The sequence below is a fragment of the Leucobacter sp. CX87 genome, from assembly GCF_018682295.1.
GTDB lineage: Bacteria > Actinomycetota > Actinomycetes > Actinomycetales > Microbacteriaceae > Cx-87.
The window spans coordinates 99,049-118,007 of record NZ_JAFIRI010000003.1 but is presented as its reverse complement, the minus strand read 5'-3'; the positions used below and the strand labels follow the sequence as shown (position 1 = coordinate 118,007).

11 protein-coding genes are annotated in these 18,959 nt (G+C 71.1%); 9 read left to right on the top strand and 2 right to left on the bottom strand.

The genetic code is table 11. The features are described from left to right. Positions 1–106 precede the first annotated feature (106 nt). Positions 107–949 (bottom strand): siderophore-interacting protein, encoded by an 843-nt coding sequence (locus KOE53_RS05525; RefSeq protein WP_188057708.1) that lies wholly within the window; start codon positions 947–949, stop codon positions 107–109. Between the two features lie 233 nt (positions 950–1,182). Here KOE53_RS05525 and KOE53_RS05520 point away from each other — a divergent pair, with 233 nt between their 5' ends. The 8 genes from KOE53_RS05520 (at position 1,183) to KOE53_RS05485 (ending at position 13,860) form a co-directional block, all read left to right on the top strand. Next, positions 1,183–2,199 carry an ABC transporter substrate-binding protein gene (locus KOE53_RS05520; protein WP_188057707.1) on the top strand — a complete coding sequence of 339 codons (1,017 nt, stop codon included), beginning with the start codon at positions 1,183–1,185 and terminating at the stop codon, positions 2,197–2,199. Between the two features lie 31 nt (positions 2,200–2,230). Continuing rightward, positions 2,231–3,169 (top strand): ABC transporter permease, encoded by a 939-nt coding sequence (locus KOE53_RS05515; RefSeq protein ID WP_188057706.1) that lies wholly within the window; start codon positions 2,231–2,233, stop codon positions 3,167–3,169. A gap of 12 nt (positions 3,170–3,181) precedes the next feature. After that, positions 3,182–3,973 carry an ABC transporter ATP-binding protein gene (locus KOE53_RS05510; RefSeq protein WP_188057705.1) on the top strand — a complete coding sequence of 264 codons (792 nt, stop codon included), beginning with the start codon at positions 3,182–3,184 and terminating at the stop codon, positions 3,971–3,973. 58 nt (positions 3,974–4,031) lie between these two features. After that, positions 4,032–7,766 carry a proline dehydrogenase family protein gene (locus KOE53_RS05505; RefSeq protein WP_251364168.1) on the top strand — a complete coding sequence of 1,245 codons (3,735 nt, stop codon included), beginning with the start codon at positions 4,032–4,034 and terminating at the stop codon, positions 7,764–7,766. Beyond that, on the top strand, positions 7,763–8,527 hold the full coding sequence (locus KOE53_RS05500) for a M15 family metallopeptidase (protein ID WP_188045861.1): 765 nt from the start codon (positions 7,763–7,765) through the stop codon (positions 8,525–8,527). Before KOE53_RS05505 ends, KOE53_RS05500 begins: the two co-directional genes overlap by 4 nt. Positions 8,528–8,565: 38 nt before the next feature. Next, positions 8,566–10,635, top strand: a complete 2,070-nt coding sequence (locus tag KOE53_RS05495; RefSeq protein WP_188057704.1) for a CapA family protein — start codon at positions 8,566–8,568, stop codon at positions 10,633–10,635. 97 nt (positions 10,636–10,732) lie between these two features. Then, on the top strand, positions 10,733–12,370 hold the full coding sequence (locus KOE53_RS05490) for an amidohydrolase (protein ID WP_188045860.1): 1,638 nt from the start codon (positions 10,733–10,735) through the stop codon (positions 12,368–12,370). A gap of 209 nt (positions 12,371–12,579) precedes the next feature. Next, positions 12,580–13,860 (top strand): MFS transporter, encoded by a 1,281-nt coding sequence (locus KOE53_RS05485; RefSeq protein WP_188045859.1) that lies wholly within the window; start codon positions 12,580–12,582, stop codon positions 13,858–13,860. 1 nt (position 13,861) lies between these two features. Here the strand turns inward: KOE53_RS05485 and KOE53_RS13795 are convergent, their stop codons facing one another. Beyond that, entirely contained in the window at positions 13,862–15,703 is a 1,842-nt protein-coding gene (locus tag KOE53_RS13795; protein ID WP_353055588.1) for an NAD(P)-dependent oxidoreductase, read from the bottom strand. Positions 15,704–15,763: 60 nt separating this feature from the next. On the opposite strand from KOE53_RS13795, the gene KOE53_RS05470 reads away from it, so the two are divergent. Next, the gene (locus tag KOE53_RS05470) at positions 15,764–18,817 is read left to right on the top strand and encodes a hypothetical protein (protein ID WP_188057703.1); all 3,054 of its coding nucleotides are present in this window, start codon (positions 15,764–15,766) and stop codon (positions 18,815–18,817) included. Positions 18,818–18,959 lie beyond the last annotated feature (142 nt).

Genomic DNA, 18,959 nt, shown 5'->3' with positions numbered 1-18,959 from the left:
TAGCGGGGTCGCCTTTGGGGTGTTTTACCGGGGGGGCCCCGTTTTCTCCCCCCCCCCTCGGCGGGGTAGCTGGAGGGGGCTTGGGGCTCGGGGCGAAGGGCCCGGGCTAGATCTGCTCGTCCGGGTCAAAATTCACGCGTCCCCGGCGCCAGTAGCCGGTGAACTCGGCGCGCTCTGCGGGGAGCGCGCCCGGGAGGCTGCGGCGTGCGGCCGCGAGCTCGCTCGCCTCGCCGACCGCCCAGAGCCAGTCGCGCTCGCCGAGCGGCACCGAGCGCACCGCCTCCTCGAGCTGACCCGGACCGTCGATCCGATACAGCCACTCGACGCTGGCCCGCGCAGCGAGGCGCGGGGACAGCGCGGACTCGTAGCCGTCCTCGTCGCCGATCACGATCACCGTGGCCCGGATCGCGGGGTCGAGTGCCGCGAGCATGCCCGAGAGCGCGGCGATGCCGGTCTCGTCGACCACGAGCAGCGCGCGCTCGACGTCCGCGGCGGCCGGCAGCGCCCGGCTCGTGCGCGGCAGCGCGACGACGGCCTCGGCGCCGAGCTCGGTGCTGTGCTCGGTGTGCCCGTGCAGCCAGGCCGTCGCGGGCCCGGGGCTGGCAAACGACACGGAGTCGATCTCGATCGCCCCGGCGTCTCCCGTCACGCGCGGGTCGACCCGCGTGAAGTCCCGCGAGATCGACACTGCGTCGGCGGCCCGCACGATCGCGCCGTCCGGCGCGATGCGGGGAGGCACGAGGTATCCGGTCGCGGGGTCGGGCAGGAACAGCTTGATCCGGTCGTCGGGCGAGCCCGCGCCAGCCGCCGCCAGGGCCACCACGTCCTCGGGCCCCACGGGCTCGAGGCGTATCCGCGAAATCGTGGGGGACAGGGGTGTGCGCTCAGCCAGGCGGACGCGCACGAGCGCGGCTGGGTGGTCGAGAACTGGGCGAAGGGCTCCGATCATGCCTCAAGTATTACCGCCGCCGATGGCCGGAGGGCCACAATGCGAGCGCCGCGGGAACACAACGAGTGCGCAACATCTATGGTTCTCCTACGTCAGTGGTGCCCGGCGTCGGCCGGGGCTCGGTACGATTACCCGTGGTGGTCCAGCGACGGGCTGCCCGCGCCCAGTGCGCAACGAGCCGGCCACGCACCTCTAGCGCCGCAGTTCCATACCCAGGACCAAAGGAAGTTTCGATGCGAAATTCGTTCACCCGCCGCCGCGCACTCGCGCTGACCGGTATCGCGGCCGCCGCCGCCCTCGCTCTTGCTGGCTGCGCCGCAGGTGACACCGCGACGGAGGGCGGCGACGAAGCCGCCAAGTCGGTCACGATCGGCATCAGCCAGTTCGTGCAGCACCCCGCGCTCGACGCTGCGACCGAGGGCTTCAAGCAGGCCTTCATCGACGCCGGCTACGTCGAGGGCGAGACGGTCACGTTCGACGAGCAGAACGCTCAGGCTGACGTGGCGAACGCCACCACCATCGCGCAGAAGTTCGCGGCCGACAGCGTCGACCTCGTGCTCGCGGTTGCTACCCCCTCGGCGCAGGCCGCGGCGCAGAACATCACCGACATCCCCGTGCTCTTCACCGCCGTCACCGACGCGGTCGAGGCCGGCCTGGTCGACTCGAACGAGGCCCCGGGCAGCAACGTCACCGGTACGAGCGACCTGAACCCGGTCGCCGACCAGATGGCGCTGATCCAGGAGATCGCCCCTGACGCCAAGAAGGTTGGCATCGTGTACAGCTCGGGCGAGGTCAACTCCGAGATCCAGGTCGCGCTCGCCAAGGACGCTGCGAAGGATCTCGGCATCGAGATCGTCGAGAAGACCGTCTCGAACGCCGCTGAGATCAAGCAGGCCACCGAGGCCCTCGGCGACGTCGATGCGATCTACGTGCCCACCGACAACGTGGTCGTCTCGGCGATCTCGACCGTCGTGCAGGTCGCGGAGGCCGCACAGATCCCCGTGATCGGCGCCGAGGCTGGCACCGTCGAGGGTGGCGCCATCGCGACGCTCGGAATCGACTACACGAAGCTCGGTCACCAGACCGGCGAGATGGCCATCAAGATCCTGCAGGAAGGCGCGGACCCCGCGACCATGCCCGTTGAGACCTCGAACCAGCTCGAGCTCGTCATCAACCCCGCCGCCGCCGCCCGCATGGGTGTCGAGCTGCCGGCCGCGATCGTCGATCGCGCCGACCGCGTGATTGAGTAGACACTAGTTACGTAACAACGAAGGGCTGATCATGATCGGTGCGATCGAACTGGGGCTCCTCTACGGCGTCGTCGCCTTAGGGGTGTACCTCACCTTCCGCGTCCTGAACTTCCCCGACCTCACGGTCGACGGAAGCTTCACCACGGGCGCGGCGGTCGCTGCCGCTCTGATCACCGCCGGGCAGAGCCCCGTCCTTGCAACCCTCGCCGGGTTCGGGGCGGGGCTCATCGCCGGCACCATCACCGGGATCCTGCACACCAAGGGCCGCATTGACGGCCTGCTCGCGGGCATCCTGACCATGATCGCGCTGTGGTCGATCAACCTGCGCATCATGGGCAAAGCTAACCTCCCGCTCTTGCGCGAGGAGACCATCATGACGCCGCTGCGCGACGCCAACGTCCTCGGCAAGACGGCCATCGGCATCGCCGTGTTCGCCGTCGCGGTCCTCCTCATCAAGCTCCTCGTCGACTGGTTCCTGTCGACCGACCTCGGCCTGTCGATCCAGGCCACCGGCAACAACGAGCAGATGATCCGCAGCTTCGGTGTAAACACCGATGGCACCAAGATCCTGACTCTCGCGCTCTCGAACGGCCTCGTCGGCCTCGGCGGCGCGGTCGTCGCTCAGTACCAGGGCTTCGCCGACATCAGCATGGGCGTCGGCCTCATCCTCGTCGGCCTCGCCTCGGTCATCCTCGGCCAGGCGGTGCTGGGCCACCGCGGCCTCTTCATGGCGAGCCTCGCCGTCGTCTTCGGCGCCGTGCTCTACCGCATCATCATCTTCGGCGCGCTCAAGGTCGGGCTCGACCCGCAGGACATGAAGGCGATCACCGCGATCCTCGTGATCCTCGCGCTGCTGTTGCCGCGCTGGGGCTTCCTCAAGAAGATCCCGTCGCTGCGAAACCGCGGCGGGCGCGTACCTCCGAAAGAGGCCGCGACCGAGACGACCGCCCCCGCGACGGCACAGGGTTAAGGAGCGATCGCCATGCTGAGTATCGACACCATCTCGAAGACCTTCTTCCCCGGCACGATCAACGAGCGCCGCGCGCTCGCCGACATCTCGCTGCACCTCGAGGAGGGTGACTTCGTCACCGTCATCGGCTCGAACGGCGCCGGGAAGTCCACGCTGCTGAACTCGGTCGCCGGCCGCATCCTCGTCGATTCTGGCGAGATCAAGATCGACGGCAACCGGGTGAACAAGCTCAAGGAGTTCCAGCGCGCCCGCTATGTGGGCCGCGTCTTCCAGGATCCGATGGCCGGCACCGCCCCTGACCTCACGATCGAGCAGAACCTGGCCCTCGCCCTGAAGCGTGGGCAGACCCGCGGCCTGAGCCGCGGCGTCACCAAGGCGCGTCGCGCGCGGTTCGCCGAAGAGCTGCGGGCGCTCGAACTGGGCCTCGAGAACCGGTTGAGCGCGAAGGTCGGACTGCTTTCGGGTGGCCAGCGCCAGGCGCTGTCGCTGCTCATGGCCGGGTTCACCGAGCCCCGCATTCTCTTGCTCGACGAGCACACTGCGGCGCTCGACCCGCAGCGGGCGGCGCTCGTGACCGCACTCACTGAGCGCATCGTCTCCCAGGGCGGCCTCACCACGCTCATGGTCACGCACAACATGGAGCAGGCGATCGCGCTCGGCAATCGCCTCATCATGATGCACGACGGGCGTATCGTCTTCGAGGCGAGCGCCGAACAGAAGCAGCAGCTGACCGTGCCGATGCTGCTCGCCGAGTTCGCCAAGATCAAGGGCGCGAGCTTCGACGACCGGGCGCTGCTCACGTAGCTCCCGGCTCGCCGCGGCTCTGCAGGATCCCGTCGCCATCGGCCAATACAGTGGGCGTATGACGAGCGAATTGGGCAGCGCACCGCACACCGACGCAGGCCTCTCAGGCCTCGCAGACGAGGCGAATGCCCTGGTCGGCACGTGGATCGAGAGCGTCGCAGAGGCGCGTGCCGCGGGCGTGAGCACCGCCTCGCCCACCGCGGCACTGCTGAACGAGGCCGAGGGCTTCGACTTTGGGCGAGACTTTGTCGACCTTGTGGCGAGCCCCGACGACGCGTTCGTGGCCGCCGAGGGCCTCCGGCAGGTCTCGCGCGAGGTGCCCGAGACACTTCCGGTGCCGCTCAGGCTTGCGCTCCGCGCCGGCGGACTCGTGTCGCTCGGGTTGCCGTGGGCGATCGTCCCACTCGCGAAGCGCCGCTTGCGGCGCCTCATCTCGCCGCTCGTGGTGACGGCCGAGCCACGAGGGCTTTCCGCGCGCCGCGAGTTGACGCGCGACCCGATCGCCCGGGTGCTCGCAGAGACGCTCGAGCTCGGCTGCGAACCCGGGGCTTCCCTGCTCGGCGACCCCGTACTCGGCCCGGACGCCGCCGCGGCCAGGGTCGCCGGGATGACGCGCTTGCTCGAGACCCCCGGGCTTGCGGCCCTCTCGATCGATCCTGCCGGGGTGCTGCCCGAGCTGGGTGACCCGCGCGACGCGGGCTGGTCGCAGGACAGCGCGGCGTCGCGCGCGGCGGAGTTGCTGGCCCCGCTCGTTGCTCGGGCCGCTGAGCTCGGCGTCGCCATCACCCTCGAGGCCCACTCGTACCGGGCGGCGCTGCTTGTCCCCGAGCTCGCCGAACGGCTGCTGGCCGCCACTGAAGCGGACGTTGACCTCGGCATCACCGTGCTCGCCCAGCTGCCCGAGTCGCTCGGCATCATGGAGGGTTACGCGGGGCTGGCCCATGCCCGCGCTGAGGAAGGCAGGGCCCCCCTGCACGTGCGCGTCACCCGAGGCAGGATCGCGGCCGAGGAGGTCGCTGCGGCGATCATTTCCGGGCTCAGCGTGCCCAATCTCGACACGCGTGAGGCCGTCGACGCGCAATTGGTGCGCCTGCTCGAGTTCGCCCTCGCGCCCGAGCGCGCAGCAGTCCTGCGGCCCGTTCTTGCGACGCGAGAGCCGCACACGATCGCCCTCGCTCTCGCGCTGGCCGAGCGACGCGGAACCGCGCAGCACCTGATCATCGAACAGACCCGGGGCAGCGGCGCGGCCACCCTGCAGGCGCTCGTGGACTCGGGCGCGCGGCCACGGCTGCTTGCGCCCGTCGTGCCCCCGGGGGAGTTTCGTGGAGCACTCGCGCTGCTGCGCGACCTGCTCGAGTTGCGGGCCGCGGACGGCTCGGCGTTCGAACGCGCCGACGCCGCGCTGTTCGACCCGGCGGCGCGGGAGGCGGGCAATGAGCGTGCCGAGGCCGCACTCGCGGCGGCGCAGGAGGCGCCGCCCGAGACGCACCGCCTGCAGCAACGGGCGCGCGAGTGGGACCCGTCCGAGCGCGACAGCGCCCTGTTCTACCGGCCCCCGGCCGACGCCGACCGCTTCGACACCGGCGGACTCACGGCCGCCGTGCTCGGCCTGACTCGTGGTTCGACGGGTGCGGTGCGTCTCGAGGCGGCCGGCCCCCCGATCCGTGTGCCGGCGATCTCGGTGACGGGGTTCGCGAACGAGCCGATCACTGATGCGACCCGCCCCGAAAATCGCGCGTGGATGCGCGAGGTGCTTGCCGGCGCGGCCGACAGCTTCGACGGCGAGGACCGCGTCGCCGAGGCGCGCGAGGCCGCGGGAGACATCGATGCCCTGGTGGGCGGCGCCTTCGCGAGCGGTCACGCCTGGCGCCAGACGCCGCCGCACGAGCGGGCGACGCGCCTGCGGCGGGCGGCGCTCGGCACGGTCGCCGCCCGCGATCGACTGTTCCAGGTCCTGGCGGCCACCACCGGCCGTCCCGCGAACGAGCTCGACGCGGAGGTGAACGACGCGGTCGACGCGGCGCGCTACCTCGGCCAGCTGGCCGACGGACTGGGTGCCGTGCGCGGCGCCGAGTTCCAGCCAGACACCCTCGCCCTCGTGGTGACCGCGCCCGAGGCGCCGCTCGCCCGCGCCGCCGAGGCCGTCGCCGCCCTGCTCGCCGCGGGCAGCGCCGTCGTGCTCGTCGCGCACCCGGCCGTCGCGCGGGCCTCAGCGGTCCTGCTCGAGGAGTGGGAGGCGACGGGGCTGCCCGAGGGCCTCGTGCGCCTCGCCGTGGCGGAGGCCGCGGACGGCGCGCACTCGGATCTCGCGGCCGCCCTTGCGGCGGACGAACGCTTCGACCGCGCCCTGTTCTTCGGGACCGCGGCGGATGCCCGTGCGCTCGTGCGTCGTCGGCCGTCGCTGCGGATCGCCGCCCAGCTCGCCGCCCGGGGCTCGATCCTCGTCACCCCGAGCGCGGACTTCGCTCTCGCGGCGCGAGACATCGCCGCCTCCGCCTTCGCGGGTGCCGGCCGTGACCCGGACGCCGCGCGCCTCGTGATCCTGCTCGGCAGCGTGGCCCGCTCGCCGAGATTTGCCGAGCTTCTGGCCGACGCGGTGCGCGCCATCGAGGTCGGCGACACCGCTCACCCGGGCGACGTAGACCCCCTCACGTTCCGGATGGGCCCGATGCCCGCCGAGCCGACCAACTCCGAATGGGCGGCGCTCACGGCGCTCGATCCGGGCGAGAAGTGGCTCGTGCAGCCCAAGCCGCTGGACGAGTCGGGGCGACTCTGGAGCCCCGGGGTGCGCACCGGAACCCAGAAGAGTTCGGTCTTTGTGCGCGACTACCCGGGTGTGCCGGTGATCGCGGTACTCACGGCGCACACGCTCGGCGAGGCCATCGCGCTGCAGAACGCACACGGCACCGGCGCTGTGGCTGGCCTGCACTCCACCGACCCCGACGAGATCGGGGCCTGGGTCGACCAGGTCGAGGCCGCGACGCTCGCCGTCGGCCGGCCGACCACGGGCCTCCGTGTCGAGCGCCAGCCGAGCGGGGGCTGGAACGAAGCCGGGATGGGCGCTCAGCCACTTGCCGGGGGTCCCTCCCGGCTCATCCCGCTCGGCTCGTGGACCGCGCGCGAGGGCACGCAGAGCAGCACCCTGCACCTGCGGGGCCTCGACCCAGAGGTGCAGCTGTTGATCGAGGCGGCGCAGGCGTCGCTCGACTACGACGCCTTCGACCGCGTGCGCCGTGCCGCCCTGAGCGACGCGCTCACCTGGCGTACTTCACTTGGGCTCGTCACTGATCGGGTCGGACTCGGCGTCGAGGGAAACCTCTTGCGGTACTGGCCGGTCGCCTCGCACATCCGCATCGCCGAAGGCGCCGAGCTGGCCTCGCTCGTGCGCGTACTTGCCGCGGCCTTCATCGTGGGGGCCCCGTTCACCCTCTCGACCGGCGACCCGTTGCCGCGCGAGATCGCCGAGGTGCTGGCCACGCAGGGCATCGAGGTGAGTCTCGAACGCGATGCCGACTGGCTCGAGCGCCTCGCGGCGTCCGGCGCCCCCGGCCCGGGTGTGCCCGCGTTGCGCATCCGCCTGATCGGGGGAAACCCTGTCCAGGTTGCCGAGTGGCTCGGGGGGCTCGAGCGCACAGCGGTCTGGGCGGAACCGGTCACGATGGCCGGCCCCGTCGAGCTGCTGAGCTTTTTGCGCGAACAGTCCATCTCGATCTCGGCGCACCAGCGCGGCATCGGCACGGGCATCACGCTCGCGCTCTTCCCCGCCGGCGCAGTCGCCGGTGCGCCGCGATGATTGGCCGATCAGGGCGTGCGGTGGCCGGCGCCGCGATCCTGCTCGCGGGGGTGCTTTCGGTGATGCCGGGGTGTGCCGCCGAGACACCGGCGCCCGAACCCAGCCCGAAGGCCTTGCCGAGTCCCGAGCCGACCCCGCCGCCCGAGCCGTCGTTCGACACGTCGGCCCACTCAATCGACGACCCGAACTCGATCTGGGTGGTCTCGAACAAGCTGCGCCCGCTGCAGCCCGTGGACTTCGCCCCGGCTGACCTGTCGATGCCCGCGGGCGTCGGCAACCAGTATGCGCAGCCGCTGCGCGAGCCCGCAGCGCGCGCGGCCGAGGCGCTCATCGGGGCCGCCGCGGCCGCGGGCCACGACGTGTGGATCATCTCCGCCTACCGCGACTACGCGACCCAGATATCGCTCTACCAGGGATACGTCGATCGCGACGGCCAGGCGGCCGCCGACACCTACTCGGCGCGCCCCGGCCACTCCGAACACCAGACGGGCCTCGTGATCGACCTCGACGATCATGGATCCTGCTACCTCGAGGCCTGCTTCGGCCAGACCCCCGCGGGGATGTGGCTCGCCGAGCACGCCGCCGAGTACGGCTTCATCATTCGCTACCCCGAGGGGAAGACGGACGTGACCGGGTTCATCCCCGAGCCGTGGCATTTCCGCTACGTCGGCACCGAGCTGGCGACCGAGATGCGGGCCACCGGTATCGCGACGCTCGAGGAGTTCTTCGGGCTGCCGCCGGCGCCGGGATACGCGCAGTAGCGGCGACCCGCCATAGCTTCGCGGACTAGGGTATTTGCATGAGTGGCCGCGATTTTGACCCGTTCGGTTCCTTGGGACCGATCAACCCCCAGGACCCGACCGATCCCGACGCACCCGTCGACCCGCGCGCGGTGGAACTGCCGCGAAGCTCCGATGCGGGGCAGGATCCGGGCGCCCAGGGCGTCGGCGATCTCGCGCCCTGGAAGCCGCCGGCCCGCCCGGCCCGTTCGCCGTTCACCCCCGTGCCGGGCGCGCCCGAGGGTCGCACCGCCCGGGTGTACCCCGCGGCAGGATCCGTCGGGACGGGGGAGCCGTCCGCTCCCAGACCCGAAGCCCCGGCGCCGGGCATCGTGCCCGAGGCCGTGGCAACACCTGAGCCCGACCTCATATTCTTCCCGGTCCCCGCGGCGGCCGACGCGGGTGCGTCGCCCGAACCGACCGGTTTCGACGCCGCGCTGGACGGCCCGGCCGAGCCGGAGAACGAACTGAATGTGGCGCCCGACACCGCATCAGTGCCCGAGGCAGAGCCCGAGCTCGCTATCGGCGAGACCGTGGCGCCCGCGTCCGCCGAGGCCGAGCCGTCCGCGGACCCCGAGTTCGAGGACGCGGCCGAGTTCCTGAGGTCGCTGACCGAGGAGCTCGAGATCGATCCCGCCGGTCTCGACGACCCGCGCTGGGCGAGCGACGCGGTGAGCGACCAGGCGGTCGACCCGGTCGCCGAGTCCGAGGCAGAGCTCGAACCCGAGCCGCCGCTGGTCGCCCCGGTGGCTCTCGTCGTGCCGGTTGCCGCGGAGCCCGAGCCTCGGTCGGCGGTTGCCGCGGAGCCCGCCCGCGCAGCGGTCGCGCCCGCACTCGCCGCTGATGCCGGCGCCGAGCCCCGCGCAGGAGACGCGGACACCCCTCCGACTCAGGGGGCCCGTCGTTGGCTGCCCTACGCGGCGGCTGTCGTGATCCCGCTCTTGTTCGGCGGCGCCGTCTGGGCGACCTCCGGTGGGCAAACGGCCGCGACGAACCCGCCCGCGGCCCAGCCCTCCGCCGAGGCTGCGCCCGCCCCCACGGACGAAGGGCCGATCCGGGTGCTGGCCATGGGCGACATGCTGCCGCACGACTCGGTAAACCAGAACGCCGTGCAGGCCGATGGCAGCGTCAATTTTTCGCCGTTCTTCGACGGCATTCAGCCCAACCTCGCGGGTGCGGACGCCGTGTTCTGCAACCAGGAGGTGCCCAGCGCCGGCGTCGACTTCGGCATCAGCGGCTACCCGACTTTCAACACCTACGCGGAGTTCTCGCGCGACCTGCGCCAGGGCGTCGGCTGCAATCTGGTGAACCTGGCGACGAACCACTCGGCCGACAAGGGTCCCGAGGGCATCGCGGCGACGCGCGGTCAATGGGAAGGCCTTGAGGCGCTCTCCGTCTCGGGCGCGAACCGCTCGGCGGAGGAGCAGAACGCGATCCAGTACGGCGAGGTGCGCGGCGTCAAGACGGCCCTCGTCTCGTTCGCCGAGTACTCGAATGCGTCGATCGACGACGTGTCACTGAATTTCATGGGCGACGACGCGCTCGTCGAGCGGCTGCTCACCGAGGCGCGCGCGAACGCGCAGCTCGTTCTCGTCTCGGCCCACTGGGGCACGGAGGACTCGCACGAGGTGAACGACGCGCAGCGAGCCTTCGCGCAGCGCGTGGCCGATCTCGGCGCCGACGTCGTGCTCGGCACCGGGCCCCACGTGTTGCAGCCGGTCGAGTGGGTGCCGCGCGCGGACGGCGGTCAGACCCTCGTCTGGTACTCGCTCGGCAACATGCTCAACACCCAGCTCGGCCTCGACCAGCGCACCGGCATCATCGCCTCGTTCGAGGTTGTGCCGGGCGCGGACGGCGGCCCCGCGACGGTGGCGAACCCCGCCGGCGTGCTCACCTGGATGCACTACGACTGGACGCCCGAGGAAGAGGCTGCGCTGCAGCTCGATGCGCGCCACGCGCTGAGCATCCAGCCGCTCGCCGCCTCGGCCGACCTGCTCGCGCGCACCACCTACGGCGTTTCGGTCGAGCAGATCGCCGAGCAGTCGGCCGCGATCCTGGGCCCGCTCGTCGCGTTGAGCCCCGGGGTTTAGCTTCGCGCGATAGCCTCTAATGGTCGGGCGCCCAATTCGCGCCCAAACGCACCCGCACCGCAGCGGCCACGGCCGCGCCCAGACACAGGAGGACCCCATGGTCGCCACCGTTTACCGCAACGCCGTCGTCTTCACCGGCGATCCGGCCGCCGAGACCGCCGAGGCGTTTGCGGTGGAGGACGGCAAATTCACCGCGGTGGGCTCGCTCGCGTCGGTGCGGGGCGCTGTGGCGGATGCGACCGAGGTCGACCTTGCCGGAGCGTTCGTGGCCCCCGGCGCGATCGAAACCCACGCCCACCTCATGATGTTCGGCGAGTCGCTGAGCAAGGTGCAGCTGCGCGATTGCAACACGGTGGCAGAGATCCAGGATCGCCTCGTCGCGGCCCGGAACGCCGCCCCCGAGGCGAAGCGGATCCTGGGGGTGAGCTGGCGCTTCGAGCCCATCTCGGCCGCAGGCGCGGATCAGCCCACCGCCGCAATGCTCGACGCGGTGCTGCCCGACGTGCCGGTGTACCTCGACGCGAACGACCTGCACTCGGCCTGGGTGAACTCGGCGGCGCTCGCCGAGATGGGCATCACGCGCGACACCCCGAACCCGGTCGGCGGCGAGATCGTCCGCGACGAGAACGGCGACGCCACCGGCTTCCTCCTCGAGACCGCGGCAGTGCAGTACGTATGGGGCTTCCTGCAGGAAGCAGCCACCGACGCCGATCGCGACCACGCGCTCGACCTGGCGTTTGACGCCTACCTGGCTACCGGTGTCACGGGGGCCGTCGACATGGCGCTTATGGAGCCCGACTTCGACGCGGTCATGCGCCGCCTCGACCGCGACGGCAAGCTGCCGTTCCCGTACTACGCGCACTGGATGCTGACCGCCACCGGCGAGGAGGCGACCGACGTCGCGCAGATCGAGACCGTGGTGCGGATGCGCGACAAGGTTGAGGCCGCAGGCTACAGCGAGTGGTTCCGCATCATCGGCGTGAAGTTCATCCTCGACGGCGTGATCGACGCCTGCACGGCCGCGATGCGCGCGCCCTACAAGAACGGCGACGAGCCCGGCCCCATCTGGACCGCCGAGCGCGCCCGCCCAGTCGCCGTGGCCGCAGACAAAGCGGGCCTGCAGATCGCGATGCACGCGATCGGCGACGCGGCGAGCGACATCGCCCTCGACGCCCTCGCCCTCGTCGCAGAGGTCAACGGACCGAACGAGAACCGCCGCCACCGGATCGAGCACCTCGAGTACGTCGCCGAGGACTCCATCCCGCGCCTCGCCGAGATCGGCGTGATCGCCTCGATGCAGCCCGTGCACTGCGACCCCGCCGTGCTCGAGAACTGGAAGGCCGTGCTCGGCGACGAGCGCGCCGAGAACGGCTTCCCGTGGCGCAAGCTCCGCGAGTCCGGCGCCCACATGGCGCTCGGTACGGACGCCCCGACGGCGCCGTACCAAATGCCTCAGAACCTCTACATCGCGCTGACTGGCGGCTCGGCCATCGACCCGACGCTTGCGCCGTACCACCCGGAGCGCGCGTTCGCGCCGGGCGAGGCCATCGCGGCGCAGACCTCGGGGGCCGCCTACGCGTCGCGCATCGAGCACGAGGTCGGTCGCATCGCGCCGGGCCTCATTGCCAATGCATACGTGCTCGACGTGAACCCGCTGGTGGCCGCGCCCGAGGCGCTGCTCACCGCTCGCGTGCTGCGCACCCTGGTCGCGGGTGACGAGGCGTTCGCGCTCTAGCGCCCAAGATCGACCCGGAACGGGCCACACCGCGAGGAGATTCGCGGTGTGGCCCGTTTTCGTTGGGTGGACACGCGCCAGTCTCGATTTGACAGTCAAGAGCCTTGTCATGCACGCTGACAATGCAGGTGATTTTGATTCACCTGCAGATCGGGCCGGAACGAGCCGGTTCGAGAGGCGGCAGTGGTGCCGCACCAGAGAGGATCCTGGTGAGCAACGTAGCAACGAACCAGCGCACAATTGAAAATCCGCGAGTGACGTTGGGGCTGCGCAACGGCAGTGCCACGTTCGTCATCGCCATGGTGGGATTGCTGACGGCAAATATCGTCCCCCTCGTCATCACGGTGTTCACCGATCGGCTGGGCTTCGGCCTCGTGAAGACTGGCGAAATCGTCACCTGGAGCCTCGCGGGCTCGGCGGTCGTCGGTCTGTCCACCGCGCGCTGGGCCTCGGGATCCCGCCGCCGCCTCGTCGCCCTCATAGGGCTCTCAATCTCCGTACTGGGCTTTGGAGCCGCGGCCCTCGTGCCCGACCCGGCGGTCGTCGTCGCTGGCTTCATCGCCGGCGGCATCGGGGCGGGCGGGGCACTGTCGAGCTCGGGCGCGGCGATGGCCGCGATTCAGAACCCGAACCGCGTCTCGGCCACCTCGGGCTTCGTCAACCGCGTGGTCGTCATGATCGCGCTCGTGTTGCTGCCCCTCATCGGCCTCGCGCAGGTGACCGTGTTTGGCGCCCTTGCCCTGATCGCCGCAATCGGCCTCGCCCTCATTCCCTGGCTGCCGAACACCCCCGAGCTCGCCGAGCCCGCCGACGTCACGGCCACGCTGACCCTCGCTGCCCCGCGTCGCATCACCATCGCGGGCATCGCGCTGCTCATTGTCTTCCCGTTCTGGGGCATGAGCGAGGACTCGGTCTACGCGATGACCGGCGTCATGACCGTCCAGCTCGGCATTAGCGAGGCCCAGTTCGGCGCGATCCTGGGAGCCGCTTCCATCGTGGGCGCGGTCATGACCGGCCTTCTGCTTATTGTGGGCAACAGGATCGGCCGGGCGCTGCCGCTCGGCATCTCGCTCGGGATCGCCGGGTTCACGAAGCTCCTGATCGGAACGGCGACCGACCCGACGGCGCTCTCGGTGCTCATCGTCGTGGACAACGCGAACTTCGGCGTCGCCATGGTGTTCTTCCTCGCGGCGGCGGCGGGCCTCGATGCGCGCGGCCGCTGGTCGGCGCCCCTGCTGAGCGCCTACATCGTCGGCTCGAGCTTCGCTCCGCTCTTCGGCGCATTCCTGGCCGAGACGTTCGGGGTGCGGGGGTTCGGCATCGTCGCGGCGATCATCTGCTGGAGCGTCCTCATCCCTGCGGTCATCATCGCGCGCGTCTCAACCGGGGCCGAGCGCGCCCTCGTTCGCGCCGCTGAGCGCGCGGCCGAAGAAGAGGCGAATTTCACCGAGCGTAACCGCGAGCGGGAGTTGGCGAGCGAGGCCCAGTAGTTCAGGCAGGATCCTGCCCGCCGAGCACCACGTTCTCGGGCGTCTCGCCCGCGAGCAGGTGCCCGATCTGGCGCCGCACGAGGCGCGCCATCCGCGGGATCATCGCCGTGGAGGCGCCGCCGACGTGCGGGCTGACGAGCAGGTTCGGGCAGCCCCACAGCGGGTGCTCCGCTGGCAGCGGCTCCGGGTCGGTCACGTCGAGGGCCGCCCGGATCCGGCCGCGGGAGAGTTCGGCGACGAGCGCCCCGGTGTCGACCACGGGTCCGCGCGCGACGTTCACGAGCAGTGCGCCGTCGGAAAGTCGCGCGAGTGCGGCCGCGTCGAACAGGCCGCGGGTCTCGGCGGACAGCGGCACCGCGACGATCACGATCTCAGCCGCGGCAAGGAGCGCGGGCAGCTCGTCGATGCCGTGCACCGGCACCTCCTCACCAGCATCGTTGTGCGTCGTACGCGCCGTCCGGGCGACCCGGGTGAGCTCGACCTCGAACCCGGCGAGACGCGCCTCGATGGCCCGCGACACCCCGCCGTAGCCCACGAGCAGCACGCGTCGGTCGGCGAGGCTCGCGTGGCGTGCCGGGGCCCAGCGCCCCTCGTCGCCCGCGCGCACGAAGTCAGGAAGTCCTCGCTGCATCGCGAGCGTGAGGCCGATCGCGAGCTCCGCGGTCGACGTCTCGTGCACCGTCGCGGCGTTCGCGAATGGCATCCCGTCGGGCAGGAAGTCGGCGACGCCGTCGAAGCCGATCGACTGGCTCTGCACGAGCCCGACCGAGACCCCCGCGAGCGCGCGCAGCACGGCCGGGCCGTCCATGTATGGCGGCACGACGATGTCGAAGCGGTCGCGCGGGGGCGGGGTCGATAGGTCCCAGCGCACGATCTCGGCGCCCGCGATCTCGCCCACGGCGCGCTCGAGCGTGGCCCCGGGAAGGGCGACGACGAGGCGAGGCGCCGCCGCGCCGGGCCGGGCCGCGCCGGCAGGATCCTGCCGGAGTGCGCGCAGCGCCGTGACGAACCGCGCAATCGTGTCGGCGCACGCGCGGGCCGCCGCGGGCGACTCGGTGGGCCGATTGAGGTAGCCGTGCACTGTGCCGGGTTCGAGCTGCAGATCGACAAAGACGCCCGCCGCGCGCAGCTGCTCGGCGAACTGTTCGCCCGAGGCCCGCAGCTCGTCAAGCTCGGCGTTCACGATGATGGTCGGGGGGAGCGTGCTGAGGCGCTCGGCACCCTGCTCGCCCACCACGATGGCGTCAGCGGGCGGCGCCTCGCCCAGGTAGTCGGCGTAGATCGCCGCGATCCTGCTGGGCGAAAAGCGCCGCGCCTCGGGCAGCGCCGCGGTGAGGGCCTGAATCGCGGGGTCGGGCCGCTGTGCGCGGTGCAGGGTGGGGTAGAGCAGGAGGAGCGCCGCCGCCCCCGGGCACGTGAGGGCCGCCTGCACGGCCAGGTTGCCACCCGCGCTCGCGCCGCCGACGAAGACGGGGGCGTCGTGCCGCGCGAGGGCCCAGGCGAGCACCGCCGCGACGTCTCGTGCGGGGGCGGGGGCCGAGACCTGCGGCCCCGCGAGCACGTAGTCGACTGAGTAGACGCGAATGCCGGCCTCGGCGAAGCGCCGGGACACCCAATCGGCCTCGGGCCAGTCGAGCGTGCCGCGCACGAACGAGCCACCGTGGGCCCAGACGAGCGTCGCCCAGGCGTCGCCAGCGGGTTCGTAGCATCGCACGGGGACCTCGGCGCTGCCGAGGCGGTTCGTGCCGCCGCCGGCCGCGGAGCGGGGCTCAGCAGCTCCGGCAGCGGGGCCGGGAACGCGCAGGTCGGTGGGGGAAATCGGGGCGGCGGCTGGGTTCGACACGCGGCCAGTCTACGGCGGAGCGGCTCGGGGGCGCCGAAGCCGTCGCATTAGGCTCGACCCATGAAGCAGCGCGCGCAGCAGCCCCGGGACCGCCTGCCGCCGCCCGACTTCTTTGACCTCGCGGGCTCGGACCCCGAGCTGCTGAATTCGCAGCGCATCCCCGACCCGCAGCCCGCGCACACGCCGCTCTTCCGCTGGCTCGCGAGGGTGCTCACCGCGATCGAAGCGCGCCTGCGTGCGCGCGGTGCGCCCGCGCTTCGCGGCACCATTCGGTTCGCGTGGCTGGGGGTCATGGCGATTGGCCTCCTGCTCATTTTCGGCCCGATCATCAACAAGCCCATGGACTTCGACGACGTCATCGCCGCGGCCGACGTCCACGAGGTGGATTGGGTCGCCCGCGACACGAAGATCGACTATTCGGTCGAGCGCGCGGCGGATGGCACCTTCGTCACCGCGGTGTCCGAGCGGTTCAACGCCGACTTTATCAACGGGCCAGAGACCGCCGTGACGCGCACCCTCGTGACCGAGTTCGAGGGGCACGATGTCGAGTTCGCGCTGCGCGGCGCGACCATCGATGGAGTCGATGCGGAGGCCGCCACCGTGCGCCGCCCGACCACAACTGAGCTGCGGCTCACTCGACCGGACGGGGCGCAGCTCGAGGGCACGCAAGAGGTGGTGCTCACATACGAACTGCATCACCTCATCGCGGTCGAGCCCGATGCCGCGACCGGCCAGCGTGCCGACCGCTTCGATTGGCCCCTGTTCGCCCCGACCTGGCCGCAGGCGACGAAGGGGATCGAGGTCTCGCTCACCCTCACGCCCGAACTCAACGACGCGCTCGTGCGGCCGCCGAAGGGCAGCGTCGGATGGTTGTTGCTGAGCAGCTCGGCCTGGTTGAGCGTTGAAGGCACGACCGCCGAGGGCGTGCGGTACGCGTTCGAGAACGATCAGGCGCTGCCGCCCAACGCGGATGTCTGGCTCACCGCCACGTTCGAGCCCGGAACCTTCGCGCTTCCGCCCAAAACGGCGCTGTTCTGGGTGCAGACCTACGGGCCGATCCTGCCGATGCTGTTGCTTGCGGCACTGCTGCTCGCCGCACTCGCAGCCCGCCGGGTGGTCTGGGCGGACAGCGCCGGCGAACCGTGGTTCTTGCCGCGGAGCACACCGCCGGCCGGTTGCAGCCCCGAGCAGGCCGCACGGCTGCGCGGGAAGGCGCGCCACGCGGAGCTCGTGCAGGCGCTCGCCGAGAAACCGAAAGGTTCCCGGAAGAAGCCGGCCACGAAGCTCAGCGTGCCCCGGGGGCTCTGGATGTACGACCTCGCCCGCGCGGCAGCCCGGGCCGGGCGCCTCGGCAACATGCCGACGGTTTGGAGCTGGCGGAGCAAGTGGTCCAAGGACGACACGGTCGTCGAGGAAAAGCTGCGCTGGGTGCCGGACGGCTACGTCCGCCAGGCACTGCGCCTGGCTCCGATCGGGCTCGTGCTCGTGCAGTGGGGCCTGCTGCGCCAGCTTTCGGAGCAGGTCATTCTCTCGGTCGTCTGGTGGCCCTTTGCCTTTGTCGTGATCTCGACGGCGCTCGCGCTCGCGATCCTGCTCGTCACGGGCCGTCCGCGTCCGCTGACCCCTAAGGGTGCGCGCCTCATGCAACAACTTCGGGGCATCGACGTCTACGCCGAGACGACGCGGCTGCTTGAGCGCGGCCCCCTCACCGATCCCGTGCTGCCGTACGCGCTGCTCGGGGTCAGCCCGCGCCGCGCCGGCGACGCGATCGCCCAGCAGGTGGTCGCCGAGACGGGGGAGCGGAACCCTCGCCGGGGCTGGCGCACCGCGAACTTCGTGTCGGTGCCGGCGCTCGCCGCCTTCGCCGCCGCCCTCGCGGTGTTCGCCGGCTCAATCCTGCTCGTCTCGACGACCTCGCCGCCGTACGACTCCGATCGGTCGCTCATCTCTGAGAGCGGCGACCTGCCTGGGACGGTGTCGACCCAGATCGAGGGGTTTACGGCGGAGGCCGCTCTGAGCCGTGACGCCGAAGGCCGCGGACTGCTTCGGGTGACTGAGCGCACCACCGTGAACTTCGCCTCGAACGGGAGCGTGCCGCAGTTGGTCCGGGAATGGCCGAGCGAGCGGGCCGATCAAGACCTCGGCCTCACCGTTTTCTCGGTGCGTATCGACGGGGCACCCGTGCCGTACCGGGAGATTCCGCAGGAGTGGAGCCTCGCGGTCGTCACGCAGCTCGCAGAGGTACTGCAGGGCCCGCACGAGGTCGAGATTGTCTACGAGCTGGCGGCGCCCGCGGTGGACCCGGTGGACGGTACTCACCCGGGCCAGCAGGTGCGCTGGGCGGCGTGGCTCTCGAACTGGGAAGACGAGTTCTGGGTGAACCCGCTGAACCCCTACGACGGGCGTGAGCCGCTGCGTCCGCTGAGCGTCCAGCTCACGCTGAGTGAGGATTTGGCGGGTGAACTCGTCTCCGGGGGATGGATCGACTCTGACTACGATCGCCCCGAGCCGCCGGTAGAGGTGCAGTACGAGGTGGGGAATTGGTTCGCGCCCTGGGTGCACGACTTTACGTACGCGGGGGAGACGCTCGAAGACGGCCTGCAGGAGGGCTCGATCGGGTCGCGCACGGTCCAGGCTGACGGCTCCATCGTCATGACGCTCGACTTTTCCGACACTGACGCGGCGGCGGGAACCACCGTCGGCAAGTACGACGTCGGCCTGTCGCAAGACCTCGGGGTCCTGCTCAACTTCGCGCCGGGGACCTTCGCCGGGGTCGATCCCGGCGGCCACGAGCAGTATCAACGCAGCTACGACCTGCCGAACTGGCTGGCGCTTGGCCTCGCGGCGTTCGTGACGCTCGCCGCGCTCGCCTCGGCCGCGTTCGCGTTCGCGTCCCGCCGGCCCGCCAGTAGCTCGCAGACGCTCGTCGCGTTCGGGGCCATCCCGCTCGCCGCCATCGCGCAGACCATCCTGTTTTTCTGGACGTACATGTCGATGGACGGGGACGACGTGCGGATGATCCCGGCCCTGCTGCTCGACGCACCCATGTGGGTCGCGGTCGTGGCCCAGTGGGTGATGGTCTCCAAGCGCGGCTCATCGCGGCCGGGCAGCTAGGAAATCGAGCTGCTAAGCTGGGATTTTGCTGGGGACTTTCGCCAACGTTGACGCTTCTGCACGGTGCCCGGCACATTGACCAGAAAGGAGCCGCACCCCGGGCCACTCGCTGCAGCACGCACGCACGCAGTAGCCCAGGTTC